The sequence below is a fragment of the Azorhizobium caulinodans ORS 571 genome, assembly GCF_000010525.1.
In the GTDB taxonomy this organism is placed as follows: Bacteria; Pseudomonadota; Alphaproteobacteria; order Rhizobiales; family Xanthobacteraceae; genus Azorhizobium; species Azorhizobium caulinodans.
The window spans coordinates 2,034,766-2,054,547 of the sequence record NC_009937.1 but is presented as its reverse complement, the minus strand read 5'-3'; the positions used below and the strand labels follow the sequence as shown (position 1 = coordinate 2,054,547).

Genomic DNA, 19,782 nt, shown 5'->3' with positions numbered 1-19,782 from the left:
GGCGGGTACACCCGCTCCCGCCTCATACCGGCAGGCGGAAGTGCAGTTCCCACGAACTGCCGATGCGCTGGATCTTCAGGTCCGGCGCGAGGCGGGTAATGAGGAAGCCCGTCAACTGCTCCGCCAGCGCAGGATTTTCCAGCAGTTCCTCCGCCGTCGGCGGGCGGCTCGCCAGGGCCGGCGCCGTGCCCTCGTAGCGCAGCACGATGTCGAACAGGATATCGTTATAGCGGGTGGTCACCTCGATCACCGGCCGTTCGGGATCCACATAATCGCGGCCGATCAGTTCCAGCGCATGCCAGGTCACCTGCGCGGCGCGCTGCACCACGTCCACCCGCGCGCTCCACCGCGCGCCCTCGGCCTCGATGAAGTTCGCCACGTCGTCATGCCGGGCACCGCTGGCCGGAAAGCGCCGCACCACCTTGCGGGTGACGCCGATGCGGAAGATGGCGAGCAGCACTACCGTGACGAGGATGGACACCGCGAAGGCGGAGAAGGTGAACAGCCGCAGGCCCGGCACCTGCCCGTCCAGCAACCGGTGCAGTGGCTCGTAGGCGATGGCGGCGACGAAGCCCATTCCGATCGCCAACACCTTGCGGGCATCCAGCACCCGGCTCGCCACAAGCTGGATGCCGTTCACCGTCGTGAAGGTGGACAGGAAGATGAAGAGCGCGCCTGTGACCGAGACAGGCATCAGCAACCAGAAGCCGATCACCTTGGGTAGGAGCGAGAAGGTCATCAACAGGCCGCCGGTCCAGAAGGCGAGCGCTCGTGCCGTGCAGCCGGAGGCCGCCGCCAGCGCCACTGCGCCGCCCGACGCCACCATGGGCATGGCGTTCAGAAAACCCGCCATCATATGCATCACGCCTTCCGCACGGATGCCCCGGCCGATGGAGACCAGGTCCGGGCTCTTCCAGTCGCGGTCATTGTTGCGCTGGGCAATGGTCTGCACGCCCATGGAGGTGAGCGCGAAGACGAAGCCGGTGACCATGAAGGGGATGACCGCGCCGAGGTTGAAGGCCCAGCCGAAAAGCGGCGGACGGGGGAAATCCACGACGCGCGCATCCGCGAACAGGCGCAGGTCATGGGGATCGAGTTGGCCCAGCGCGACGCTCAGTACCATCCCCACGCAGAGGCCGATGAGGTTGGTGAACAGCCTTAACCGGCTTTGCACATACACATGCAGGATGACCAGCGTCGCCAGCGTCACCCCGACGATGGTGAGATGGGCGATGGCGTCGGGCCTGTCCGGCGGCAGGTCCAGCACGAGAAAGAGGCCCTGCTGGCCGAGTCCGACACCGATGAGAAATACCGCGAGCCCCGCCACCTCCACCGTGAAGATCGCCCGCAGGCGGAAGATGACAAAGGAAAACAGCACCTGGGACACGCCCACCATGCCGACCATGGTGAAGTTCTCGGCGAGCGACAGGCCGGCGGACGAGGCATAGACGAGCGCTGGAATGGCCGCCGTGGTGCACTGGAGCGGATAGAACAGCCGGGCGCCGACCCCGCCGATGCCAAAGCCCTGGAGGACCAGCACGAAGCCGGAACAGAACAGGGTCGCCGCTGCCAGGCGCAGGAACTGGTCGTCATCGAGCCCGAGGTTTGCGAGCGCGATGCTGGGCACGCTCAGCAGCGCGCTGAGGAAGGCCACCTGCTGGAGCGCACTCAAAAGGCCGACGCGCGCGGGCGGCAGATCGTCCACGCCATAGACGAGATTCTGGGGTTTGCGCATGGGGGGGCCGGCTCAGGTGGCCGGCATCAGAGGCGTTCCGGGAGCATCCGTGACCCAGAGGTCACCGCTTTCGAGATCGAACCACCAGCCGTGCAGGCTCAGCGATCCGGCCTCGACGCGCTCGCGGACCCAGGGATAGGTCATGAGATTGTCCAGCGAGCCGAGGATTGAGGCACGCTCGGCAAGGAAGGGCACGGCCTTGAGATGGTCGAGGGGCATCTCGCGCTGTTCGCCATCCTCGGCGGGCAGATGCAGGCGGCTGGCGGCGAGCGCCATCTCCACCCACGGCCCCACGAACTCGCGCGGCGGGCGCTCGCCACCGGCGGTCGCCAGCATCGCCTTGATGCCCCCGCAATGGGCGTGCCCCAGCACCACGATGTGATCGACGCCGAGGTCACGCACCGCATATTCCAGCGCCGCGCCTGTTCCGTGCAGCCCGTCGTCCGGGGCATAGGCGGGCACGAGATTGGCGACGTTCCGCACGACGAACAGTTCGCCCGGCAGGGCCCCCGTCAGGAGCGCAGGATCGACGCGCGAGTCGGAACAGGAGATCATCAGGACCGCCGGCTTCTGGCCCTTCTCGACCAGCCCCTGCATCAGCGCAGGCGCTTCGTCGTAGAAGCGTGCCTTGAAGCGGCGGACACCCTCAAGAAGATGATCAACATCCCGGCATTCGGCGGCGCACGCGGACGGAGTATCACCCGTATGACTGTCGTCGATCATCCCATGTTCCTCAAGATGCGCGCGTATCGAGGCGAGCGGGGCAGTATTGCCGATCATGCCTCGAATCTCGTGCCTTTGCACGCCCCGGAATGTTCGAGGAAGAACTTTCGATCCGCGCAGAAATAGATGAGGTGTCTGACGGCAGACCGCGCGCCTCAGAGAAAGCGCAGCCGGCTTTGAGCGAAGCGTCGCGGCCGCAAGCCGCCGTGGCGCACGGGCGCCGATGACCCGCCAGAGCCGGCAAAGCACGCTCAGGGATGGCGCGGGCGACGGCTACCGAAGCAGCGGCAGCGTGGCGGCTCAGTGCAGCGGTGCCGGTGCCCGGTGGGCGCGTGCGGCGGCGAGCGTGGCCTCGGCGATGGCGCGGCCACGCTCGTCCATGCCGGTAAAGCGGGCCTGCCAGCGGTTGCGGGGGTCGATCTCCAGCAATTTCACGCCGCCGGGCACCTCGATGCCGTCGCGCGCGAGACCACGCAGCACGCCGTCGAGAGGCGCCAGCACCGGCGTCCGCTCCAGATGGCCGAGGACCATGCCCCGGAAGACCCGCGAGCCGATGCTGTGGGCCGTATGCCAGCGGCCGGGCAGGCCGGCATAGACGAAGCGCTCCGCACCGGAATTGCCCAGGCGGCGGGATACACGGTCGCCCGCCTGCGTCTCGCCCTCGGCCACGACCTGCCCGGTGAGCCGGGGGTGGGTTTCCACAGCCACATCACAATTGCGGCCGATGGCAAAGCCCGGCCCGAGACCGATGGTGACATCCGCCAGATGCCGCAGATCCGGCTTCACCGCATACTTGTCCATCCGGGCGTCGATCAGCAGCGCGAAGGGCGCGATCACCATCAGTTCGACGAGCCCCATGCGCGTGATCGCGAGGCGCCCGCCGTGCGTGAAGATGGCAAAGAGTTCGCTCACGCGCTCCACCGGAACCGCCTCGAGGCCCTCCACAGGCGCGGGATCGCCCCACAGCGCATCATGGAAGGCCATGCGGCGGCGGATCACCGGCGGTGCGGCATCGTGGGACATCACCACCGCATAGCCCGTCCGGTGAAGGTGAATCGCCACGGCGGATGCGATCTCGTTCGTGCCGAGCACGATCGCCACTTCCGGCCGGCTGCGCAGAAAGGCTGCCGCTGTCCCATCCATTGCCGCCTCATTATGTAAGACGATTACATAATGAGGATGAAGCAAACGCGGGGCCAATTGCGATTGACGCTGTTGCAGGCTGAAACGGACAACCTTCGCAGCCTCCTGCCGTCAGCTTCACAACATAACGTCCTGCACGCCGACAGCCGCCTGTCGAGAAAGCGACAGGCCACGCGGTCCTAATCGCCGGCGAGGATCACATGGTCCGGATCGAAGGTGGCGGCGGCGGCATCGCCCTCCGCGAAACCTGCTGCTTCCACCAGCCGACGTGGCACGACGGCGGTGATGGTCTTGCCATTGCCGATGTCGAGCTGGATCTCGCTGTTCACCTCCGCATCGGTGCGTGCGGCGATGATGCCGGGAAAGCGGTTGCGCGCCTCGGGCGGCACGGCATCGGGGGCATGCACATGCACGAAGGAGGCCTTCACCAGCGCCAGCACCCGCCTCCCCGGCTTGAGGTCCAGTTCCTCCACGGCGGAATTGGTAACGACGGCGCACAGACAGACGCTCTCGCTCACCTTCAGGCTCACCTCCACGTCCACGGGCCAGCGCTGCACGCGGGTGATCTCGGTCTGGAACATGTTCCGGGCCGAGATGCGCACGCCCACGGTCCAGAGCAGCGTCTCGCTCAGGCCATCGAGCCCATCCTCGGCGATGAGGCTGGAGAGGGCGGCGAGCCGGCTTTCCAGCCGGTGGAAAGTGGCGATCAGCCGCCGCCCCTCGTCGGTAATAGCCGCATTCCCACCCGCCCTGCCGCCGGTGCGGGTGATGAAGGCGGGCGTCGGCAGCAGGTTGTTGATGGCATCCACCGCCTCCCAGGCGGTCTTGTAGCTGAAGCCCGTGGCCTTTGCCGCCCGGGTGATGCTGCCATGCTCCGCCACCGCTTCCAGCAGCCGGATGCGGTCGCGCCCGACCAGCAGCCGGCCATCGCTCTTCAGCGCCAGAAGGGCGTCGATCTTTCCCGCCGTCACCACGTTCCCCATGCCTGACGACGGCATTGAACGCCCGGCGCGCCGGCGCCGCAAGGCGGGCGACGTCACATCCCGTCTGTGATCGGCCGTTCAGTACGCGGTGGACTGCGTCTCGGGCAGATAAAGGCCATAGCGCAGGGAGAGTTGGGCGAAGGCCTCCGCCGTCGCCGGGTCCACGGGAATGCCCATGCGCGCCCGATTGTCCGCCTCGCGCCATTCACGGTCGCCGGGAGCCAGCACCTCGCCGCCGGCGGTGGGGCGGGAGCGGCGCAGCGTGCGCAGATAGCGCGCCATGCCCTCCTCATAGACCTCCGGCTCCAGGAAGGCGCTGGGGCGCACCGCCAGCACGAAGGCTCCGATATTGCGCGGCGTCGCCATGTCCGGCCCGACCATGGGCGCGATGTCGAAGCTGAGAAGCGCGCCGGAAAGCAGCGCGCTGAATATCTCCACGAGGCCTGCGAGCCCGGCGCCCTTGAAGCCGAACGCTCCTCCAAGCGGCGCCAGCATGTCCACCGCATTCGCATCCTGCGTATCCACCCCCTCAGCGTCCGAGGCGGCGTCGCGCGGCAACGGAATGTCGAGGCTGCGGTAGAGCAGCACGCGGTTGAACGGCACGGAGCTGGTCGCCATGTCGAACAGCCACGGCCGGGCACCGCGCACGGGCGCGGCGGCGGCGATGGGATTGGTGCCGTGGAAGCGCTCGGCGCCCTCATGAAGACGCACGAAACTGTCGGAATTGCAGAAGGCGAGCCCGACGAACCCCCGCTCTGCCGCTGCCAGGGCAAAGGCCCCCGCCGGCCCGAAATGAGAGGAATTGCGGATGGCCACCGCTCCGATGCCGAAGCCGCTCGCGAGATCCATGGCCCGGTCCATTGCCGTATAGGCGGCAAGGGCCCCATGGGCGGCACCGGCATCCAGCGTCGCCACCGCACCCGTCTCGCGCACATAGGTGAGATGCGGCGCGCGGGCGACGCGCCCGCCCTCCAGCGCCGAGACATAATGGTTGAGCAGCCGCACGCCGTGGCTGTCCACGCCCAGGCGGGAGGCGTGCATCATGGCGCGCGTCGCCGCATCGACGGTCGGCGCATCGGCACCGGCAGCGCGCAACGCGGCCTCGCAGAAGGCGGACAGGTCCGCCTCGCGATAGCGGGCGGCATAGACCGGGATGGGGGAGCGCGGCTCAGCCATGGTGCCGGACCTCCCGCGTGCGATGCGCGGCACGGCATAAAGCCGTGCCCGGACGCGCCCTCAGGGCGCTGGCCGCGAGTGCTACCATGGCTCTTCTCCCAAGCCGTCGCAGGCCTCATGGGGCGGACCCGCTGACGCGGACACCAGCCTAAGGCACACGCCAAGCCGTTGCAAATGCTTCGGAACCGCACCGCGGTGCGGCAGCCCACCTTTCAAGCTTGGCAGCGGCGGGCGAACCGGTTCAGATGACGCACTCCGACGGGGCGGCAGGCCCCGCCCTTCGAGCGGCAACAGCCGAGGACGCATGATGAGCCACCATCTCCAGTTCTATATCGACGGCCAGTGGGTTGAGCCGGTGGAGCCGCGCCGGCTGGCGGTGATTGATCCCTCGACCGAGGAAGCCTTCACGGAGATCGCCATGGGCACCGCGGCGGACGTGGACAAGGCGGTCGCGGCGGCCAAGCGGGCCTTCACGTCCTTTTCGCAGACCTCCAAGGCCGAGCGCCTTGCCCTGCTGAAGCGCATCCTCGCCGCCTATAACGACCGCTTCGAGGACATCGCCCAGGCGGTGAGCCGCGAGATGGGCGCGCCGCTCGCCTTCGCCCGCAATGCGCAGGTCTCCTCCGGCCGCGCCCATATCGAGGCGACCATCACCGCCTTCGAGCAGATGGAGCTGGAACAGACGCGTGGCACCACCACCATCCTGTATGAGCCCGTGGGCGTGTGCGCCCTCATCACGCCCTGGAACTGGCCGCTCAACCAGATCACCTGCAAGGTCGCCCCGGCGATTGCCGCCGGCTGCACCATGGTGCTGAAGCCTTCCGAGATCGCACCCATCACCGGGCTTATCTTCGCCGAGGTGATGGAAGCCGCCGGCACGCCGGCCGGCGTGTTCAATCTGGTGAACGGCAACGGCCCGGACGTGGGCCAGGTGATGGCCGGCCACAAGGACGTGGACATGGTGTCCTTCACCGGCTCCACCCGTGCCGGCATCATCGTCGCCAAGACGGCGGCGGACACGGTGAAGCGGGTTTCCCAGGAACTGGGCGGCAAGTCCGCCAACATCATCCTGCGCGATGCCGCTTTCGAGAAGGCGGTGACAAAGGGCGTGCTCGGCTGCTTCGGCAATTCCGGCCAGTCCTGCAATGCGCCGACCCGCATGCTGGTGCCGGCCGAGCGGCACGAGGAAGCGCTCGCCATCGCCAAGGCCACCGCCGAGCGGGTGAAGGTGGGCGATCCGCGCGCCGAGGACACGCTACTCGGCCCGGTGGTGAGCGAAATCCAGTTCGACAAGATCCAGGCGCTGATCGAGACCGGCATCAAGGAGGGCGCGACCCTCGTCACCGGCGGCCCCGGCCGGCCAGAGGGCCTCAACCGCGGCTATTATGTGCGCCCGACCGTCTTCGGCCATGTGACGCAGGACATGACCATCGCGCGGGAGGAAATCTTCGGCCCGGTGCTCTCCATCCTCTCCTATGGCGACGAGGAAGAGGCCATCGAAATGGCCAATGACACCATCTATGGCCTCGCCGCTTACGTGCAATCGCAGGACATCGACCACGCCCGCACGGTGGCACGGCGGATGCGAGCCGGCACGGTGCAGATCAACTATCCCGCCTGGGACACATTCGCCCCCTTCGGCGGCTACAAGCAGTCCGGCAACGGCCGCGAATATGCCGACTGGGGCATTCACGATTTCCTTGAGATCAAGGGCGCCATCGGCTGGGGGTGAGGGGTTTGGAGCGGCGGGCGAAGGCCCGCCGCTTCCGTGAGGCGGAGCAGAACGGTCATCCGCGCGGGGGGATAAATCTGGACCGTCCCGCGCCGTGAAATCCTGCGGCCTGCGATCAAGGCTCAGATAAATCTCGACTTTACGACTGAAGCCACCGGCCAACCGGCCCGCCGGTACCCAAGTTATCTCCCTAGGTATTTTTTCCTACATACTGTCTCCCGTCACATCGGATTGGGAGAGAGCCGTGGCCTGGGAGCAGTTTGAAGATCGCGAACTTCACCGGGTGCGGAGCGAGATCAGCTACGCGGCGCTCCAATTGAAGCTGCTGCGCTTCGGTCTGGAGCAGCGCTATCGGGTGGATCAGCCGCGGGCGCCTGCCGGCTCGCCCTCTGGGGGACAGTGGATCGATAGCGTATCCCCCGACGGTAACGACCTTATTCCGTCGTCCTTGCATCCTGCGGAGGACAATCCGCCGTCGGCCATACAGAACGAAGATCCGTGGCGCTCCGTTGGTTCGGGCCGCGACGCCAACGGGGCCTTTTGGGAGATGGCGGCAGGTCCCAACGGCAGCCGCGTCTTCGCGCAGACTGCAACGGAGCAGAGCGGCCTGCCGTGGGATAGCCGCTACCTCGTAGAAGGCGCCGACGGAAACGTCCTGTTTGTCGAGAACAGCGGCAGCACGCAGACGATTTACGATGGTCAGGGGCAGCCGATCAGCCGAACCACCTGGAGCAAGACCGGAATCGAATCCGAACCCGTGGTGCAACCGGCTTTCCTTCCGCTCATCGTTCTCGCACCAGAAGCAGCCATCGCCACTGTAGAGCTCGGACTTATTCTCTATACTTATATGGCGACCCGCCGTGTGGAGGAATCCCGCGCACCTTATATATCTCTAAATGCGGCGGAATTTTCCGGCGATCAAAATGAAAGCATTTCACTCCGACGCGTCGGAACAGCAAGCTATCAACGAGTGAATCAGGCCTGCAAATATTTTGATGAAGTCAATAAAATAACAAACACCGCATCAGTGAATGCAGGTGATCGCGCCAATTACGTGTCAGCCGCCACTTACGGAACGGCTGTTCACGTTCGCGTCAAAGAATCCGTTGAAAAATTAGACATCCCAAATCTGGTCGCCGAACGATCATATGTAAAAGAAAAAGAAGAAATTAAGGAAGCCGGCTATGGCAGAAAAGGGAGCATACGCGTTGACGTTCTGGAAAATGCAAGCAACGACACCGTTTGCGTGTACGATATAAAGACCGGAAAAAGTTCCCTCTCGAAGGCGAGAATGCTTGAAATCGCGCAACACGCATTCCTTTTAAATAAAAATACGAAAAACATAATAATTGCGGAGGTAAGGCCAAAAAATGAAACGCCTGACTAAAATCAAACATATAACCAAGCCATTTCTGGATCGCAATCCAAATTTCGCGCTGGTCGGCCGGGTGCTCGTGCGGCTGCCCGTTGAGCACATCATTTGCGGCATTCATCTCATGAGCGCGAGCACGAAGGACGTTTTCTTCGTCCACCCGAGTGCGGCCCATATGTTTTTCCCGCGCACCATTCTCGGCTTCCATTGGTCGGAGCGCGTCCGACGCCGCGAGCCGGGACTTTGGAATTTCGAGGAACCGGGGATCGGCGAGGAGCTCGCCGACCAGATCGAAGCAAAAGCCCTGCCGCTCCTTGAGCCCATTCGCACAATCCGGGATTATATGAAACTCATGGGCATTGGAGAGCCTGCGGACGGACGCTTTGTCCGTCGTATGATCTTCGAGGCGGCTATGGGCGATCTGGACGCCGCGCGCCGCGCCTGCTGCCGCCTCTGGCACCCCGACATCATCAACCTCGACCCACCGCCACAGGACGGTGTTCTTGAAATTCCGCAGAAGCTGGGGCCACTGATCGCGCGCGACGATCGCGAGGGGATCGCCGCCGTCCTGCGCAGTTGGGAAGAGAGTTCTGCCAAGGTTTATGGCGTCGAAAAATACTGGCAGCCGACGCCCTTCCCGATCGAGGAGACCGCCTGACGCCTACGGACACCTCAGCCCGGCGCGCCGCTGCGCAGAAGCTGCCAGGTGATGGAGTCGAGCAATGCCTCGAATGAGGCGTCGATGATGTTGGGCGAGACGCCCACGGTCGTCCAGCGCGCCCCGCTCTCGTCGGTGCTCTCCACGAGCACGCGGGTCACGGCCTCGGTGCCGCCATTGAGGATGCGGACGCGATAGTCCGTCAGCCGCAGGCCGGCGATATAGGGCTGATATTTGCCGAGATCCTTGCGCAGCGCCACGTCGAGGGCGTTCACGGGGCCGTTGCCTTCGGCAGCTGAGATGAAGACCTCATCCCCCACCCGCACCTTCACGATGGCTTCGGCCACCGTCGTCATCTCGCCCTTGGCATTATAGCGGCGCTCCACCTTCACGCTGAAGCGCTCCACGGTGAAGAAGTCGGGCACGCTGTGCAGCATGCGCCGCGCCAGTAGCGCGAAGGAGGCGTCGGCCGCCTCATAGGCATAGCCGAGCGCCTCGCGCTCCTTCACCTCATCCAGAAGGCGGGCGAGACGCGGATCGGCCCGGTCCACCGGCACCCCGAGGCGCTCCAGCTCCGCCAGCACATTGGAGCGCCCGGCCTGATCGGAGACCAGCACGCGGCGCTGGTTGCCCACCGCCTCGGGCGGCACATGCTCGTAGGTCGCCGGGTCTTTCAGGATCGCCGAGGCATGGATGCCCGCCTTGGTGGCAAAGGCGCTCTCGCCCACATAAGGCGCATGACGATCCGGTGAGCGGTTGAGCATCTCATCCAGCGTGCGGGACACGACGCCGATCTCCGCCAGCGCCTCCCGGCTCACGCCGGTCTCGAAGCGCTCCGCATAGTCGCCCTTCAGCAGCAGAGTGGGGATGAGGGAGCACAGATTGGCATTGCCGCACCGCTCGCCCAGGCCGTTCAGCGTGCCCTGGATCTGCCGGGCGCCAGCCCGCACGGCGGCGAGCGAATTGGCCACCGCCTGCTCGGTGTCATTATGGGCGTGGATGCCCACGTGGCTACCCGGCACGCGCGCCGTCACGCGGGCGACGATCGCCTCCACCTCATGGGGCAGCGTGCCGCCATTGGTGTCGCACAGCACCACCCAGCGGGCACCGGCCTGATAGGCGGCCTCGGCGCAGGCGAGAGCGAAATCCGGATTTTCCTTGAAGCCGTCGAAGAAATGCTCGCAATCCACCAGCGCCTCGCGGCCGGCGGCGACCGCCGCCGCGACACTCTCGCGGATGGAGGCGAGGTTTTCCTCTTCCGTGGTCTCCAGCGCCACCCGCACCTGAAAGGCGGAAGCCTTGGCGACGAAGCAGATGGCATCCGCCTCCGCCGCCAGCAGCGCGGCCACACCCGGATCATTCGAGACCGAGCGGCCGGCCCTCTTGGTCATGCCAAAGGCCGTCACCCTGGCGGCCGAGGGTCGCTTCTGGGCGAAGAGCTGCGTGTCGGTGGGATTGGCGCCGGGATAGCCGGCCTCCACATAATCGACGCCCAGCCGGTTCAGGAGGCCGATGACGTTGAGCTTGTCCGCCAGCGTGAAATCCACGCCGTTCGTCTGCGCCCCGTCGCGCAGGGTGGTGTCGAACAGATAGAGCCGTTCGCGCGCGGCGGGGCTGGCAGCGGTCATTGCATGGCGCTCCCGGGGCCGAAGGTCTTCTCGACTGTCGTGTTGGCGAGCCACACCTCGCCCAGCGGCACGGTGTTGCGCCGCTGGGGCACGTAGCCACGCGCCTGGAAGAAGCCGAGCGCCGTGTCGCTCGCATCCGCCTTCAGGCTCTTGGCGCCACGGGCTTCCGCCAGCTTCTCGGCGGCATCGCACAGAAGTGTGCCGACGCCCTCCCCCGCCACGTCCGGGCGGACATAGAGCAGGTCGATGACGGCATTGTCCTTCACAGAGACGAAGCCAACGGGCTCGCCGTCGCGTGTCGCCACCAGTGTCAGTTGGTCAGCCAAGCGCGTGCCGAAGGCCTCCTCGTCATCGGCGGCCTCCGCCCAGGCTTCCTGCTGGTCGTCGTCATAATCCTCCTCCGTCAGCTCGAAGATGGACGAGCGGAAGATGGAGGCGAGCATGGAGGTGTCGCCGGGCAAGGCGGGGCGCAGGGCCGTGGTGCTCATCGCGTCAGCTCCCAGGAGGTGGTTCCGTCCTTATTGTCCATCAGCACGATGCCCTGCGAGGCCAGTTGCTCGCGGATATGATCGGCGGTGGCGAAGTCGCGCGCCTTGCGGGCGGCGTTGCGATCGGCGATCAGCGCGGCGATGGCATCCGGGTCCACGGAGACGGCAGCCCGCTGGCGGGCGCGCCACTCGGTCTCCGTCTCGTGCAGGAGGCCCATGAGATTGGCCGCGCTCTTGAAGCGCCGCTTCAGCGCTGAGGAGGCGTCCTCATGCTCGGCCACGTCCGCCAGATGGTGCAGGTGGGTAATGGCCGAGGGCGAGTTGAGATCATCGCCCAGCCGGTCGGCGATCTCGCTCTCGAACGGATTGCCCTCCCCCGTCTCCGCTTCCACGTCGCCGATGACGCGGTACCACTTGTCGAGCGTCTTGGCGGCGAAACCGATGCCCTGCCGGGTCCAGTTGATGGGCTGGCGATAATGGGTGGAGAGCATGGCGAGGCGCAGCACTTCGCCCGGCCAGTCAGTCAGAAGTTCGCGGATGGTGACGAAGTTGCCGAGCGACTTCGACATCTTCTCGCCTTCCACCAGCAGGAAGCCGTTGTGCATCCACACCTGCGCCATGGACCCGCTGTCGAAGGCGCAGCGCGACTGGGCGATCTCGTTTTCATGGTGCGGGAACACGAGGTCGATGCCGCCGCCATGGATATCGAAGGTCTCGCCCAGATGCCGCCAGGACATGGCCGAGCACTCGATATGCCAGCCGGGACGGCCGGGCGTCGCGATGCCGCAGGGCGAGGGCCAGCCCGGCTGGCCTTCGGTGCTGGGCTTCCATAGCACGAAATCCATCGGGTCGCGCTTGAAGGGGGCCACATCCACGCGGGCGCCATTCAGCATCTCGTCCAGCGGGCGGCGGGAGAGCTTGCCGTATTCCGGCATGGACGGCACATGGAAGAGCACGTGCTCCTCGGCCACATAGGCATGGCCGCTCGCCACCAGCCGCTCGATCAGCGCCTGCATCTCAAGGATGTGCTCGGTGGCGCGGGGCTCCACGTCCGGCCGCAGGCAGCCGAGGGCCGCCGTGTCGTCCCGGAACCAGGCATAGGTCTCTTCCGTCAGCTCACGGATGGAGATGCTGCGCTCGGCCGCGCGGGCGTTGATCTTGTCGTCCACGTCCGTGATGTTGCGCACATAGCGCACATGGTCGGCGCCGTAGAGCCGCCGCAGCAGGCGGAACAGCACGTCGAAGACGATGACCGGACGGGCGTTGCCGATGTGGGCATGGTCATAGACCGTGGGGCCGCACACATAGAGGCGCACGAGATTGGGATCGAGCGGGCGGAAGGCATCCTTCGACCGCGTCAGGGTGTTGTAGAGCCGCAGCTCCATAGGTCCGCTCTCCCTCTGGCGCCGCATCCGGCGCACGGGGCCGGCGGGCAGACGTGCCGCTGTCACGGCATTATGAAAACACACGCTCCCGTCCCGCAGGCCGGAGCGTCCATTCTTCCTCGTCAGGGATGCAGCAAGGGACGGCCGCGGCCAGCTTTTCGGGCTAACCGCAAATAATCGGCAGGCAAATGCCGGACATGATCTGAAGGCCGTTCATGGCGCGGACAATGGTGGGCGGCCGTGGCGCCGTCAAGACTTTTCGCTGCGCCCGCCCGCCTCCGTTCTCCCCCATCGGCAGGATTGACCGTGACACCTCGCCGAGGTTATGCCCGTGCTGCACTGCACGGGACACATGCGCGGGCGGATTCGCCGCGGGTGATGGAACGGGCGGTTCGATCCACGCGAGAAGGCTCCCCCTTCCGATCAGAGGTCGCCCTTCATCCTCATGACGAAGCCTTATTCTAGGATCGCGCGCGTAATGCCGCGCCTGCTGACGGCCGCATGCGGCCTTGCCCTTCTCGCGTCCGGCCCGGCCGTGGCGGCGGAACCCGCAAAGGCGTCCGACACGCGCATCTTCCTGATCGAGAATTCGGACGGCTACGGCGTCGATTCCTGCCTCGCCAATGGCGAGCCCTGTGGCACGGAAGTCGCCAACGCCTGGTGCCGCACCCATGATTACGGCCGGGCTCTGGATTTCGGCCGCATCGCGGTGACCGGCTCGACCGGCAGCGCCAGCAAGCCCTCTTCCGAGGCCGGGCAGGCCTGCACCGGCCCGGCCTGCAAGCCCGTGGTCGCCATCGCCTGCACCCGCTGAGGCACCTGCCCCGTTTCCCAGTGCGCCGCCGCCCGGCTCAGGGCGCGGGCGGCCTTTTGCGCCAGACGTCTACTTCACGTAATCCGCGCAGCGCGGAACGTCGCCCGATGTGCCCCAGGGCATGATGGGCACGGTCGAGGTGGAATTCTTCGGGCTGCCTTCGATCAGCTTGTCCGAATAGACCAGATAGACGAGCACGTTGCGCTTGGTGTCGCAGCCGCGCACGATCTGCATCTTCTTGAAGAAGAGCGATCGCGACTGGCGGAAGACGACGTCCCCCTGCTCAAACTTCTCCTTGATGGTGATGGGTCCGATCTGCCGGCAGGCGAGCGAGATATCCGACACCTCCTCGGCAATGCCGATCATGCCCTTCACGCCCCCCCTCTCAGGCGTCGTGAAATGGCAGGCCACCCCGTTCACCACCGGGTCGTCGATGCCATAGACGGCGAGCTTGTCGTCCGGCGTCATGAACTTCCACACGGTGGACTTCTTGAAGATGGGATCCGGCTCCTGGGAGGCGGCTTCCGCACTGATGGCGGACAGTCCCAGCAGGAGGGCGCCCGCGAAGAGAGCGGCGCCGCGAAGGGAACGGAAAACGGACGGGGTCATGGGCAAGGCACGCCTCCAGATGCGCACGTCATATAAGCCGGCGGATGCGACGGGATAAGGGCTGCGGCGACGGCGATCGCGCATTCAGGTGACGAAGCGTTGACGGCGCGCGCGCGGCATGACACCAAGCCCGCCAACAAGACTAAGGAAGCCCCAGGAGTTCCCATGGATCGCCAACGCCGCCGGTTCCTCGGCGCCTCTGCCACGGCCGCCCTTGCCTCGACGACGGTCGCCATGCCGGCCATCGCCCAGACGAGCCCCGAGGTGAAGTGGCGCCTGACGTCGTCCTTCCCGCGCTCGCTGGACACCATCTACGGCACCGCCCAGACGCTGGCCAAGATGGTTTCCGACGCCACGGACGGCAAGTTCCAGATCCAGACCTTCCCGGCGGGCGAGATCGTCGGCGGCCTGCAGGCGCTCGATGCCGTGTCCAACGGCTCGGTGGAATGCGCCCACACCGGCACCTATTTCTACATCGGCAAGGATCCGACGCTCGCCTTCGGCACCGGCGTGCCCTTCGGCTTCAATTCGCGCCAGCAGCACTCCTGGTGGTTCTTCGGCGGCGGCGATGAAATCATCAACAGCGTGCTGAAGAACTACAACGTCCTCGGCATTCCGGCCGGCAACTCCGGTTGCCAGATGGGCGGCTTCTTCCGCAAGGAGCTGAATACGCTGGACGACCTGAAGGGCCTGAAGTTCCGCATCGGCGGCATCGGCGGTCAGGTTCTCGCCAAGCTCGGCGTCGTGCCGCAGCAACTCGCCCCCGGCGACGTCTATCCGGCTCTGGAGCGCGGCACGCTCGATGCGGCCGAATTCGTCGGCCCCTATGACGACGAGAAGCTCGGCCTCGTGAAGGTGGCCAAGTATTATTATTATCCCGGCTGGTGGGAGGGCGGCGCCATGCTGCACCTCATCATCAACCAGGAGCAGTGGGACAAGCTGCCCAAGCACTATCAGGCCATTCTGCGCAACGCCTGCGAGGCGGCCAACAACTGGATGCTGGCGAAGTATGACGCGGTGAACCCGCCCGCCCTGCGCCGTCTGGTGCAGCAGGGCGCGGAGCTGCGGGCCTTCCCGCAGCCGATCATGGAGGCGGGCTACAAGGCCTCCTTCGAGCTCTATCACGAGTTGGCGGCCCAGAACCCCAGCTTCAAGAAGGCGCTCGACAGCATGCTGGCGATGCGCAACGAGCAGCTCGTGTGGTGGCAGATCGCCGAATACTCCTACGACAGCTTCTCCATCCGCATGCGCGGCCGGAACTGATGGTGCCGTGGCCGGGGAGCCTCACTCCCCGGCCATCGCATTTCTGCTCACGCAGATTTTGTTGGGGTCCTAACTTTGGACATCGTTCACGTGCCCCATGGGCGCTATAAGCGCGACACGTGACATGGCGTGGAGGCATGCCGGCCCGACGGGATCGGGCGCAAGACCTCCGCGCGCGGGAATGAGAATGACAGCAGTGCGGTGGATTAGCCTTGCGGTGGCGGCGCTCGCCTTCGCGCCGGTGGCGGCCGGGGCCCAGGCGGTGATGCCGGCCCAGGCGCAGGGACAGCCCGTTCAGACCCAGGCCCAGGGTCCGGGCCCCTCCTGCATGCAGCTCGAAGGGGCGCTCGCCCAGATCGATCGCGGCGGCGACCCGGCCGCCCAGCAGCGTGCCCAGCAGGCCCAGCAGATGCGCCTCCAGCTGGACCAGCTGGTCTCGCAGGCCAAGGGCATGAATTGCGATGCCCCGCGCGGCTTCTTCATCTTCCAGGGCCCGCCCCGCCCCGCCCAGTGCGATCAGGTGGACGACCAGATCTCGCGCCTGCGTGCGTCCATCGCCAGCCTTGATCGGGCCAACGGCGACAAGGACGGCCAGCGCCGCCAGCTCATCGTGGCCCTCGCCCAGAACAATTGCGGGCCGCAGTACCGCGCCGCCGCCCAGAACATCGTTGCGCCGCAGCCTCAACAGCAGCGTCAGGCGGCCCGTCCGCGCGGCTTCTTCGAGACCCTGTTCGGCGGTCCGGTGAACAGCGAGCCGGAGGAAGCGCCCGGCGTCGACGTCCAGCCGATGGACCTGCCGAAGTCCTCGACCTACCGCACCGTGTGCGTGCGCACCTGCGACGGCTTCTTCTTCCCGATTTCCTACGCCACCATCCCGGCCAAGTTCGCCAGCGATGACGCGCTCTGCCACCGCCTGTGCCCGGCGGCGGAAGCCCAGCTCTACACCTATCGCAATCCCGGCGAGGACATCCAGCAGGCGACCTCGGTCACCGGCAAGCCCTACATGTCGCTGCCGACGGCCCTGCTCTATCGCAAGCAGATGGTCTCGGGCTGCTCCTGCCGCGCCCCCGGCCAGTCCTGGGCGCAGGCGCTTGCCGGCCTCGACGACCAGTCCACTCTGGAAAAGGGCGACATCCTCGTCACCGAGGAACAGGCGAAGGCCATGTCCCAGCCCCGCCCGATGGGCGACCAGAACGCCGCGTCGAGCCGCAGCAACCGCAACGCCTCCTCGCGCAGCAGCGGCGGCAACCAACTGGACGCCACCTCGGCCACCAATGCGGCCCCGCTGGCCCCCGCCTCCGAGCAGCCGGGGCAGCGACCGGTCCGCGTGGTGCCTTCCACCGGCGGCACCGGCAATTACTGATCTGCCGGCGGCATGACGGAGGGCGGGGCTTCCCCGCCCTTTTTGTTTGCGCCGCGCCCGGAGGGTCTCAGGCGGTGCGCCCGCGCAGCCGGCCCTCGACGCGGGCCCGGCCCATCAGCGGCAGCAAGGCCGCCAGCTCCGGCCCCGTCTCGCGCCCCGTCAGCGCCAGCCGCAGAGGATGGAACAGCGCCCTGCCGCTGCGCCCGCCGGCTGCCTTGGCCGCCGCGATCCAGCCCTTGTAGGTCGTTCCGTCCCATGGCTCCGGCGGCAGCACGTCTGCGGCCACGGCGAGGAAGGCCCGGTCGTCGTCGGCGATGGCCGGCGTCATGTCGGACCGGCAGACGTCCCACCAGCCCCGCGCGTCGGCGAGGCGTTCAAGATTGCCGCGCACCGCCAGCCAGAAGGCTTCGTCGGCGGCAAGGCCCAGTTCCGCCAGACGCGCCTTGACCGCCGCGAACGGCAGGAGATGGAGCGTGCGCGCGGTGAGGCCCGGCAGATCGGCCGGATCGAACCGCGCCGGTGCGCGGGAGATGCGGGCGAGGTCCACCTTGGCGGTGAGCGCATCAAGGCTTTCCACCGGCGCGACCGCTTCGGACGTGCCCACGAGCACCGCCAGCGCCGCCACCGCGAGCGGCTCCTCGCCCGCCTCGCGCAGCGCCTTCAGGGACAGATGCCCGAGGCGCTTGGACAGGCCCTCGCCATTCGGCAGCGTCAGGAGATTGTGGTGGGCAAAGCGCGGGGCCGTGCCGCCCAGCGCCTCGAACAGCTCGATCTGGACGGCGGTGTTGGTGACATGATCCTCGCCGCGAACCACGTCGGTGACGCCCATGTCGAGATCGTCCACCACGGAGGGGAGCGTGTAGAGGAAGCTGCCGTCGGCACGCACAAGAACCGGATCGGAGAGGCTCGCCGTGTCCACCTGCTGCGGGCCGCGCACGCCATCGATCCAGCTCACCAACCGCTGGTCCAGCCGGAAGCGCCAGTGGGGACGGCGTCCTTCCGCCTCCAGCCGCGCCCGGTCGGCCGCGCTGAGTGCCAGCGCCGCCCGGTCATAGACCGGCGGCAGGCCACGGGCCCGCTGCAGGCCGCGCTTGAGGTCGAGCTCTTCCTCTGTCTCGTACGCGGGATAAAGCCGCCCCATGCCCTTCAGCCGCTCGACCGCCGCCTCGTAGAGCCGCAGGCGGTCGGACTGCCGGACCGTGTGGTCCGGCGGAATGCCCAGCCACACGAGATCCTGAGCGATAGCCTCCGCGAATTCGGCGCGGGAGCGGACCGCATCGGTATCGTCGAAGCGCAGCACGAAAGTGCCGCCAGCCCGCCGGGCCAGCAGCGCGTTCAGCAAGGCGGTGCGCGCATTGCCCACATGGATGAGGCCGGTGGGCGAGGGAGCGAAACGGAATACGGGGGGCGGCGTGTAGGGCATGGGCCGACGCTATAGAGCGGCGGCCGCCGGAAGGCCACCGCCTCGGTCGGGGCACCGTCCGGCGAAAACGTCTCAAGCCGCAAGCACGGGGAACGGTCGGTTCCCCGGCAGGTCCTTCGCCCTCACTGCCCCGGCGGGCAGCCTTGCGGCGGGCACGGCGGAGCGTTGGGCGCGCGGGGATACTGCCCCTGCGGGTTCACCAGTTGCGGCTGCAGACGCGGCGGGTTGGGCGCCGTCTGATACTGCTGCGGCGGCGGACGCTGCGGGGGCGGCGCCACCTGATACTGGTTGGGGCGGGGCGCATTGGGCGCCAGCGGATACTGGCCCTGCGGGTAGTGCCCCGGAGCGTACTGGCCGGGCGGAGGACCCGGAGGCGGTCCTGGCGGGCGGCCGTAGCCGCCGTTCCAGCCCGGCTGGCCGCGATAATAGGGCTGCGGTCCTGGACCGCCATGCCACCAGCCCGGCGGACGCGGCCCCGGCCCCGGAGGCGGCGGGCCCCAGCCGGGACGCGGGCGCGGCTGGTAATATTGCCACCGGCCATACTGGCCCCACCAGGGCGAGCCCCGGTAATAGGTCCCCCAGTAATTGTTGAAGTTGAAGCCCACCACCGGAATGCCGATCACCGGCGCATATTCCGGCACGAGCACGGTGCGGCCCTGATAGGCGAAGCCCAGATATTCGCCATAGACCCAGCCGCGTGCCCGCCCCCAGATCACGTCGCACCAGGACTGATTATAGAGGCAGCCGACAATCTCGACGGGCTGTCCGGGGGGAATCACCGTCACGCGCGGATAGGCGGTGTCCGGCCCGGCGCGCATGTTCACATTGCCGGTGGTGAAGCCGGGTGCGGCCAGCGCCGCTCCCACACCGCAGATCCAGAAACAAACGGCCGCCCCGGCCTTACGCCACCAACCCATCGTCCGCTTGCCCCGCTCTTCGGCCTGCACCTTATTGAATATCCTTTGTCATCCGAGAGCATGGCCGCATTCGGGCATGCCGAAGAGGAATCCGTGAAGCCGCGGTTCAGGGCCGCACGCATGGGTTTGACGGACGCACGGGAAGGTTCTCGGCCACATTCGCTTTCATTCAGCAACATCTCTTCGTTTACTTTTTATCTTTTATATTCTGCAGCTTGGTGGAGGCATGAACAGATTTGTGACTTGCGTCCTCCTCTCCTTGCGGTCAAACGGAGAGGAACGTGGGTGGGTGCACGGAGATGGGGCTCTTACCTCCAGTTTGACGTGGCGCTGATGCGGGAGCGCCCCGCAAGGTTGGCGAATGGCAAAC

General features: G+C 66.7%; 17 protein-coding genes. 6 read left to right on the top strand and 11 right to left on the bottom strand.

What is annotated here, in order from left to right:
- Positions 1-22 precede the first annotated feature (22 nt).
- The 5 genes from AZC_RS09300 to AZC_RS09280 all read right to left on the bottom strand — a co-directional run bounded on the left by AZC_RS09300 (position 23) and on the right by AZC_RS09280 (position 5,760).
- Positions 23-1,735, bottom strand: a complete 1,713-nt coding sequence (locus tag AZC_RS09300) for a xanthine/uracil permease (RefSeq protein WP_012170322.1) — start codon at positions 1,733-1,735, stop codon at positions 23-25.
- Between the two features lie 12 nt (positions 1,736-1,747).
- A complete protein-coding gene (locus AZC_RS09295; protein WP_043879135.1) occupies positions 1,748-2,458 on the bottom strand; it encodes a carbonic anhydrase in 711 nt (236 codons plus the stop codon).
- A gap of 300 nt (positions 2,459-2,758) precedes the next feature.
- Positions 2,759-3,601 (bottom strand): xanthine dehydrogenase, encoded by an 843-nt coding sequence (locus tag AZC_RS09290; RefSeq protein WP_043879134.1) that lies wholly within the window; start codon positions 3,599-3,601, stop codon positions 2,759-2,761.
- A 179-nt stretch (positions 3,602-3,780) separates the two neighbouring features.
- The gene (locus AZC_RS09285) at positions 3,781-4,572 is read right to left on the bottom strand and encodes a TOBE domain-containing protein (RefSeq protein ID WP_148209831.1); all 792 of its coding nucleotides are present in this window, start codon (positions 4,570-4,572) and stop codon (positions 3,781-3,783) included.
- Between the two features lie 90 nt (positions 4,573-4,662).
- Positions 4,663-5,760 (bottom strand): Ldh family oxidoreductase, encoded by a 1,098-nt coding sequence (locus AZC_RS09280; protein WP_043879132.1) that lies wholly within the window; start codon positions 5,758-5,760, stop codon positions 4,663-4,665.
- Between the two features lie 307 nt (positions 5,761-6,067).
- Between AZC_RS09280 and AZC_RS09275 the strand changes: the two genes are divergently transcribed.
- From AZC_RS09275 to AZC_RS09270, 3 genes are all read left to right on the top strand, one after another.
- Positions 6,068-7,492 (top strand): aldehyde dehydrogenase family protein, encoded by a 1,425-nt coding sequence (locus AZC_RS09275; protein ID WP_012170317.1) that lies wholly within the window; start codon positions 6,068-6,070, stop codon positions 7,490-7,492.
- A gap of 244 nt (positions 7,493-7,736) precedes the next feature.
- Complete coding sequence (locus AZC_RS25470; RefSeq protein ID WP_012170316.1) at positions 7,737-8,879, top strand: hypothetical protein; 1,143 nt, start codon at positions 7,737-7,739, stop codon at positions 8,877-8,879.
- The gene (locus AZC_RS09270; RefSeq protein ID WP_043879131.1) at positions 8,863-9,522 is read left to right on the top strand and encodes a hypothetical protein; all 660 of its coding nucleotides are present in this window, start codon (positions 8,863-8,865) and stop codon (positions 9,520-9,522) included. The genes AZC_RS25470 and AZC_RS09270 overlap by 17 nt, the downstream gene beginning before the upstream one ends.
- A 14-nt stretch (positions 9,523-9,536) precedes the next feature.
- Here the strand turns inward: AZC_RS09270 and cimA are convergent, their stop codons facing one another.
- Genes cimA through cysS form a run of 3 tightly spaced genes read right to left on the bottom strand, consistent with a single transcriptional unit; the run spans position 9,537 to position 13,023 of the window.
- The gene (gene cimA, locus AZC_RS09265) at positions 9,537-11,150 is read right to left on the bottom strand and encodes a citramalate synthase (RefSeq protein ID WP_012170314.1); all 1,614 of its coding nucleotides are present in this window, start codon (positions 11,148-11,150) and stop codon (positions 9,537-9,539) included.
- The gene (locus AZC_RS09260) at positions 11,147-11,638 is read right to left on the bottom strand and encodes a GNAT family N-acetyltransferase (protein ID WP_012170313.1); all 492 of its coding nucleotides are present in this window, start codon (positions 11,636-11,638) and stop codon (positions 11,147-11,149) included. The genes cimA and AZC_RS09260 overlap by 4 nt, the downstream gene beginning before the upstream one ends.
- The gene (gene cysS, locus AZC_RS09255; protein ID WP_012170312.1) at positions 11,635-13,023 is read right to left on the bottom strand and encodes a cysteine--tRNA ligase; all 1,389 of its coding nucleotides are present in this window, start codon (positions 13,021-13,023) and stop codon (positions 11,635-11,637) included. Before cysS ends, AZC_RS09260 begins: the two co-directional genes overlap by 4 nt.
- 478 nt (positions 13,024-13,501) lie before the next feature.
- Between cysS and AZC_RS09250 the strand changes: the two genes are divergently transcribed.
- Positions 13,502-13,837, top strand: a complete 336-nt coding sequence (locus AZC_RS09250) for a hypothetical protein (protein ID WP_043879129.1) — start codon at positions 13,502-13,504, stop codon at positions 13,835-13,837.
- 69 nt (positions 13,838-13,906) lie between these two features.
- Here the strand turns inward: AZC_RS09250 and AZC_RS09245 are convergent, their stop codons facing one another.
- Entirely contained in the window at positions 13,907-14,446 is a 540-nt protein-coding gene (locus tag AZC_RS09245; protein WP_043879128.1) for a CreA family protein, read from the bottom strand.
- A 165-nt stretch (positions 14,447-14,611) separates the two neighbouring features.
- Between AZC_RS09245 and AZC_RS09240 the strand changes: the two genes are divergently transcribed.
- On the top strand, positions 14,612-15,709 hold the full coding sequence (locus AZC_RS09240) for a TRAP transporter substrate-binding protein (RefSeq protein ID WP_043879127.1): 1,098 nt from the start codon (positions 14,612-14,614) through the stop codon (positions 15,707-15,709).
- A 187-nt stretch (positions 15,710-15,896) separates the two neighbouring features.
- Positions 15,897-17,072: a DUF2865 domain-containing protein gene (locus AZC_RS09235; protein ID WP_043879126.1), complete on the top strand. Its 1,176-nt coding sequence runs from the start codon at positions 15,897-15,899 to the stop codon at positions 17,070-17,072.
- 67 nt (positions 17,073-17,139) lie between these two features.
- On the opposite strand, the gene AZC_RS09230 is transcribed toward AZC_RS09235, so the two are convergent.
- Both AZC_RS09230 and AZC_RS09225 read right to left on the bottom strand, forming a co-directional pair.
- On the bottom strand, positions 17,140-18,495 hold the full coding sequence (locus tag AZC_RS09230; protein ID WP_043879125.1) for a glutamate--tRNA ligase: 1,356 nt from the start codon (positions 18,493-18,495) through the stop codon (positions 17,140-17,142).
- A gap of 122 nt (positions 18,496-18,617) precedes the next feature.
- Complete coding sequence (locus tag AZC_RS09225) at positions 18,618-19,361, bottom strand: SH3 domain-containing protein (RefSeq protein WP_052285908.1); 744 nt, start codon at positions 19,359-19,361, stop codon at positions 18,618-18,620.
- Positions 19,362-19,782 lie beyond the last annotated feature (421 nt).

Coding starts and splice junctions, on each gene's coding strand:
- AZC_RS09300 (WP_012170322.1), bottom strand. CDS start 1,735: ATGCGCAAACCCCAGAATCTCGTCTATGGCGTGGACGATCTGCCGCCC.
- AZC_RS09295 (WP_043879135.1), bottom strand. CDS start 2,458: ATGATCGACGACAGTCATACGGGTGATACTCCGTCCGCGTGCGCCGCC.
- AZC_RS09290 (WP_043879134.1), bottom strand. CDS start 3,601: ATGGATGGGACAGCGGCAGCCTTTCTGCGCAGCCGGCCGGAAGTGGCG.
- AZC_RS09280 (WP_043879132.1), bottom strand. CDS start 5,760: ATGGCTGAGCCGCGCTCCCCCATCCCGGTCTATGCCGCCCGCTATCGC.
- AZC_RS09275 (WP_012170317.1), top strand. CDS start 6,068: ATGAGCCACCATCTCCAGTTCTATATCGACGGCCAGTGGGTTGAGCCG.
- AZC_RS09270 (WP_043879131.1), top strand. CDS start 8,863: ATGAAACGCCTGACTAAAATCAAACATATAACCAAGCCATTTCTGGAT.
- cimA (WP_012170314.1), bottom strand. CDS start 11,150: ATGACCGCTGCCAGCCCCGCCGCGCGCGAACGGCTCTATCTGTTCGAC.
- AZC_RS09260 (WP_012170313.1), bottom strand. CDS start 11,638: ATGAGCACCACGGCCCTGCGCCCCGCCTTGCCCGGCGACACCTCCATG.
- cysS (WP_012170312.1), bottom strand. CDS start 13,023: ATGGAGCTGCGGCTCTACAACACCCTGACGCGGTCGAAGGATGCCTTC.
- AZC_RS09250 (WP_043879129.1), top strand. CDS start 13,502: ATGCCGCGCCTGCTGACGGCCGCATGCGGCCTTGCCCTTCTCGCGTCC.
- AZC_RS09245 (WP_043879128.1), bottom strand. CDS start 14,446: ATGACCCCGTCCGTTTTCCGTTCCCTTCGCGGCGCCGCTCTCTTCGCG.
- AZC_RS09240 (WP_043879127.1), top strand. CDS start 14,612: ATGGATCGCCAACGCCGCCGGTTCCTCGGCGCCTCTGCCACGGCCGCC.
- AZC_RS09235 (WP_043879126.1), top strand. CDS start 15,897: ATGACAGCAGTGCGGTGGATTAGCCTTGCGGTGGCGGCGCTCGCCTTC.
- AZC_RS09230 (WP_043879125.1), bottom strand. CDS start 18,495: ATGCCCTACACGCCGCCCCCCGTATTCCGTTTCGCTCCCTCGCCCACC.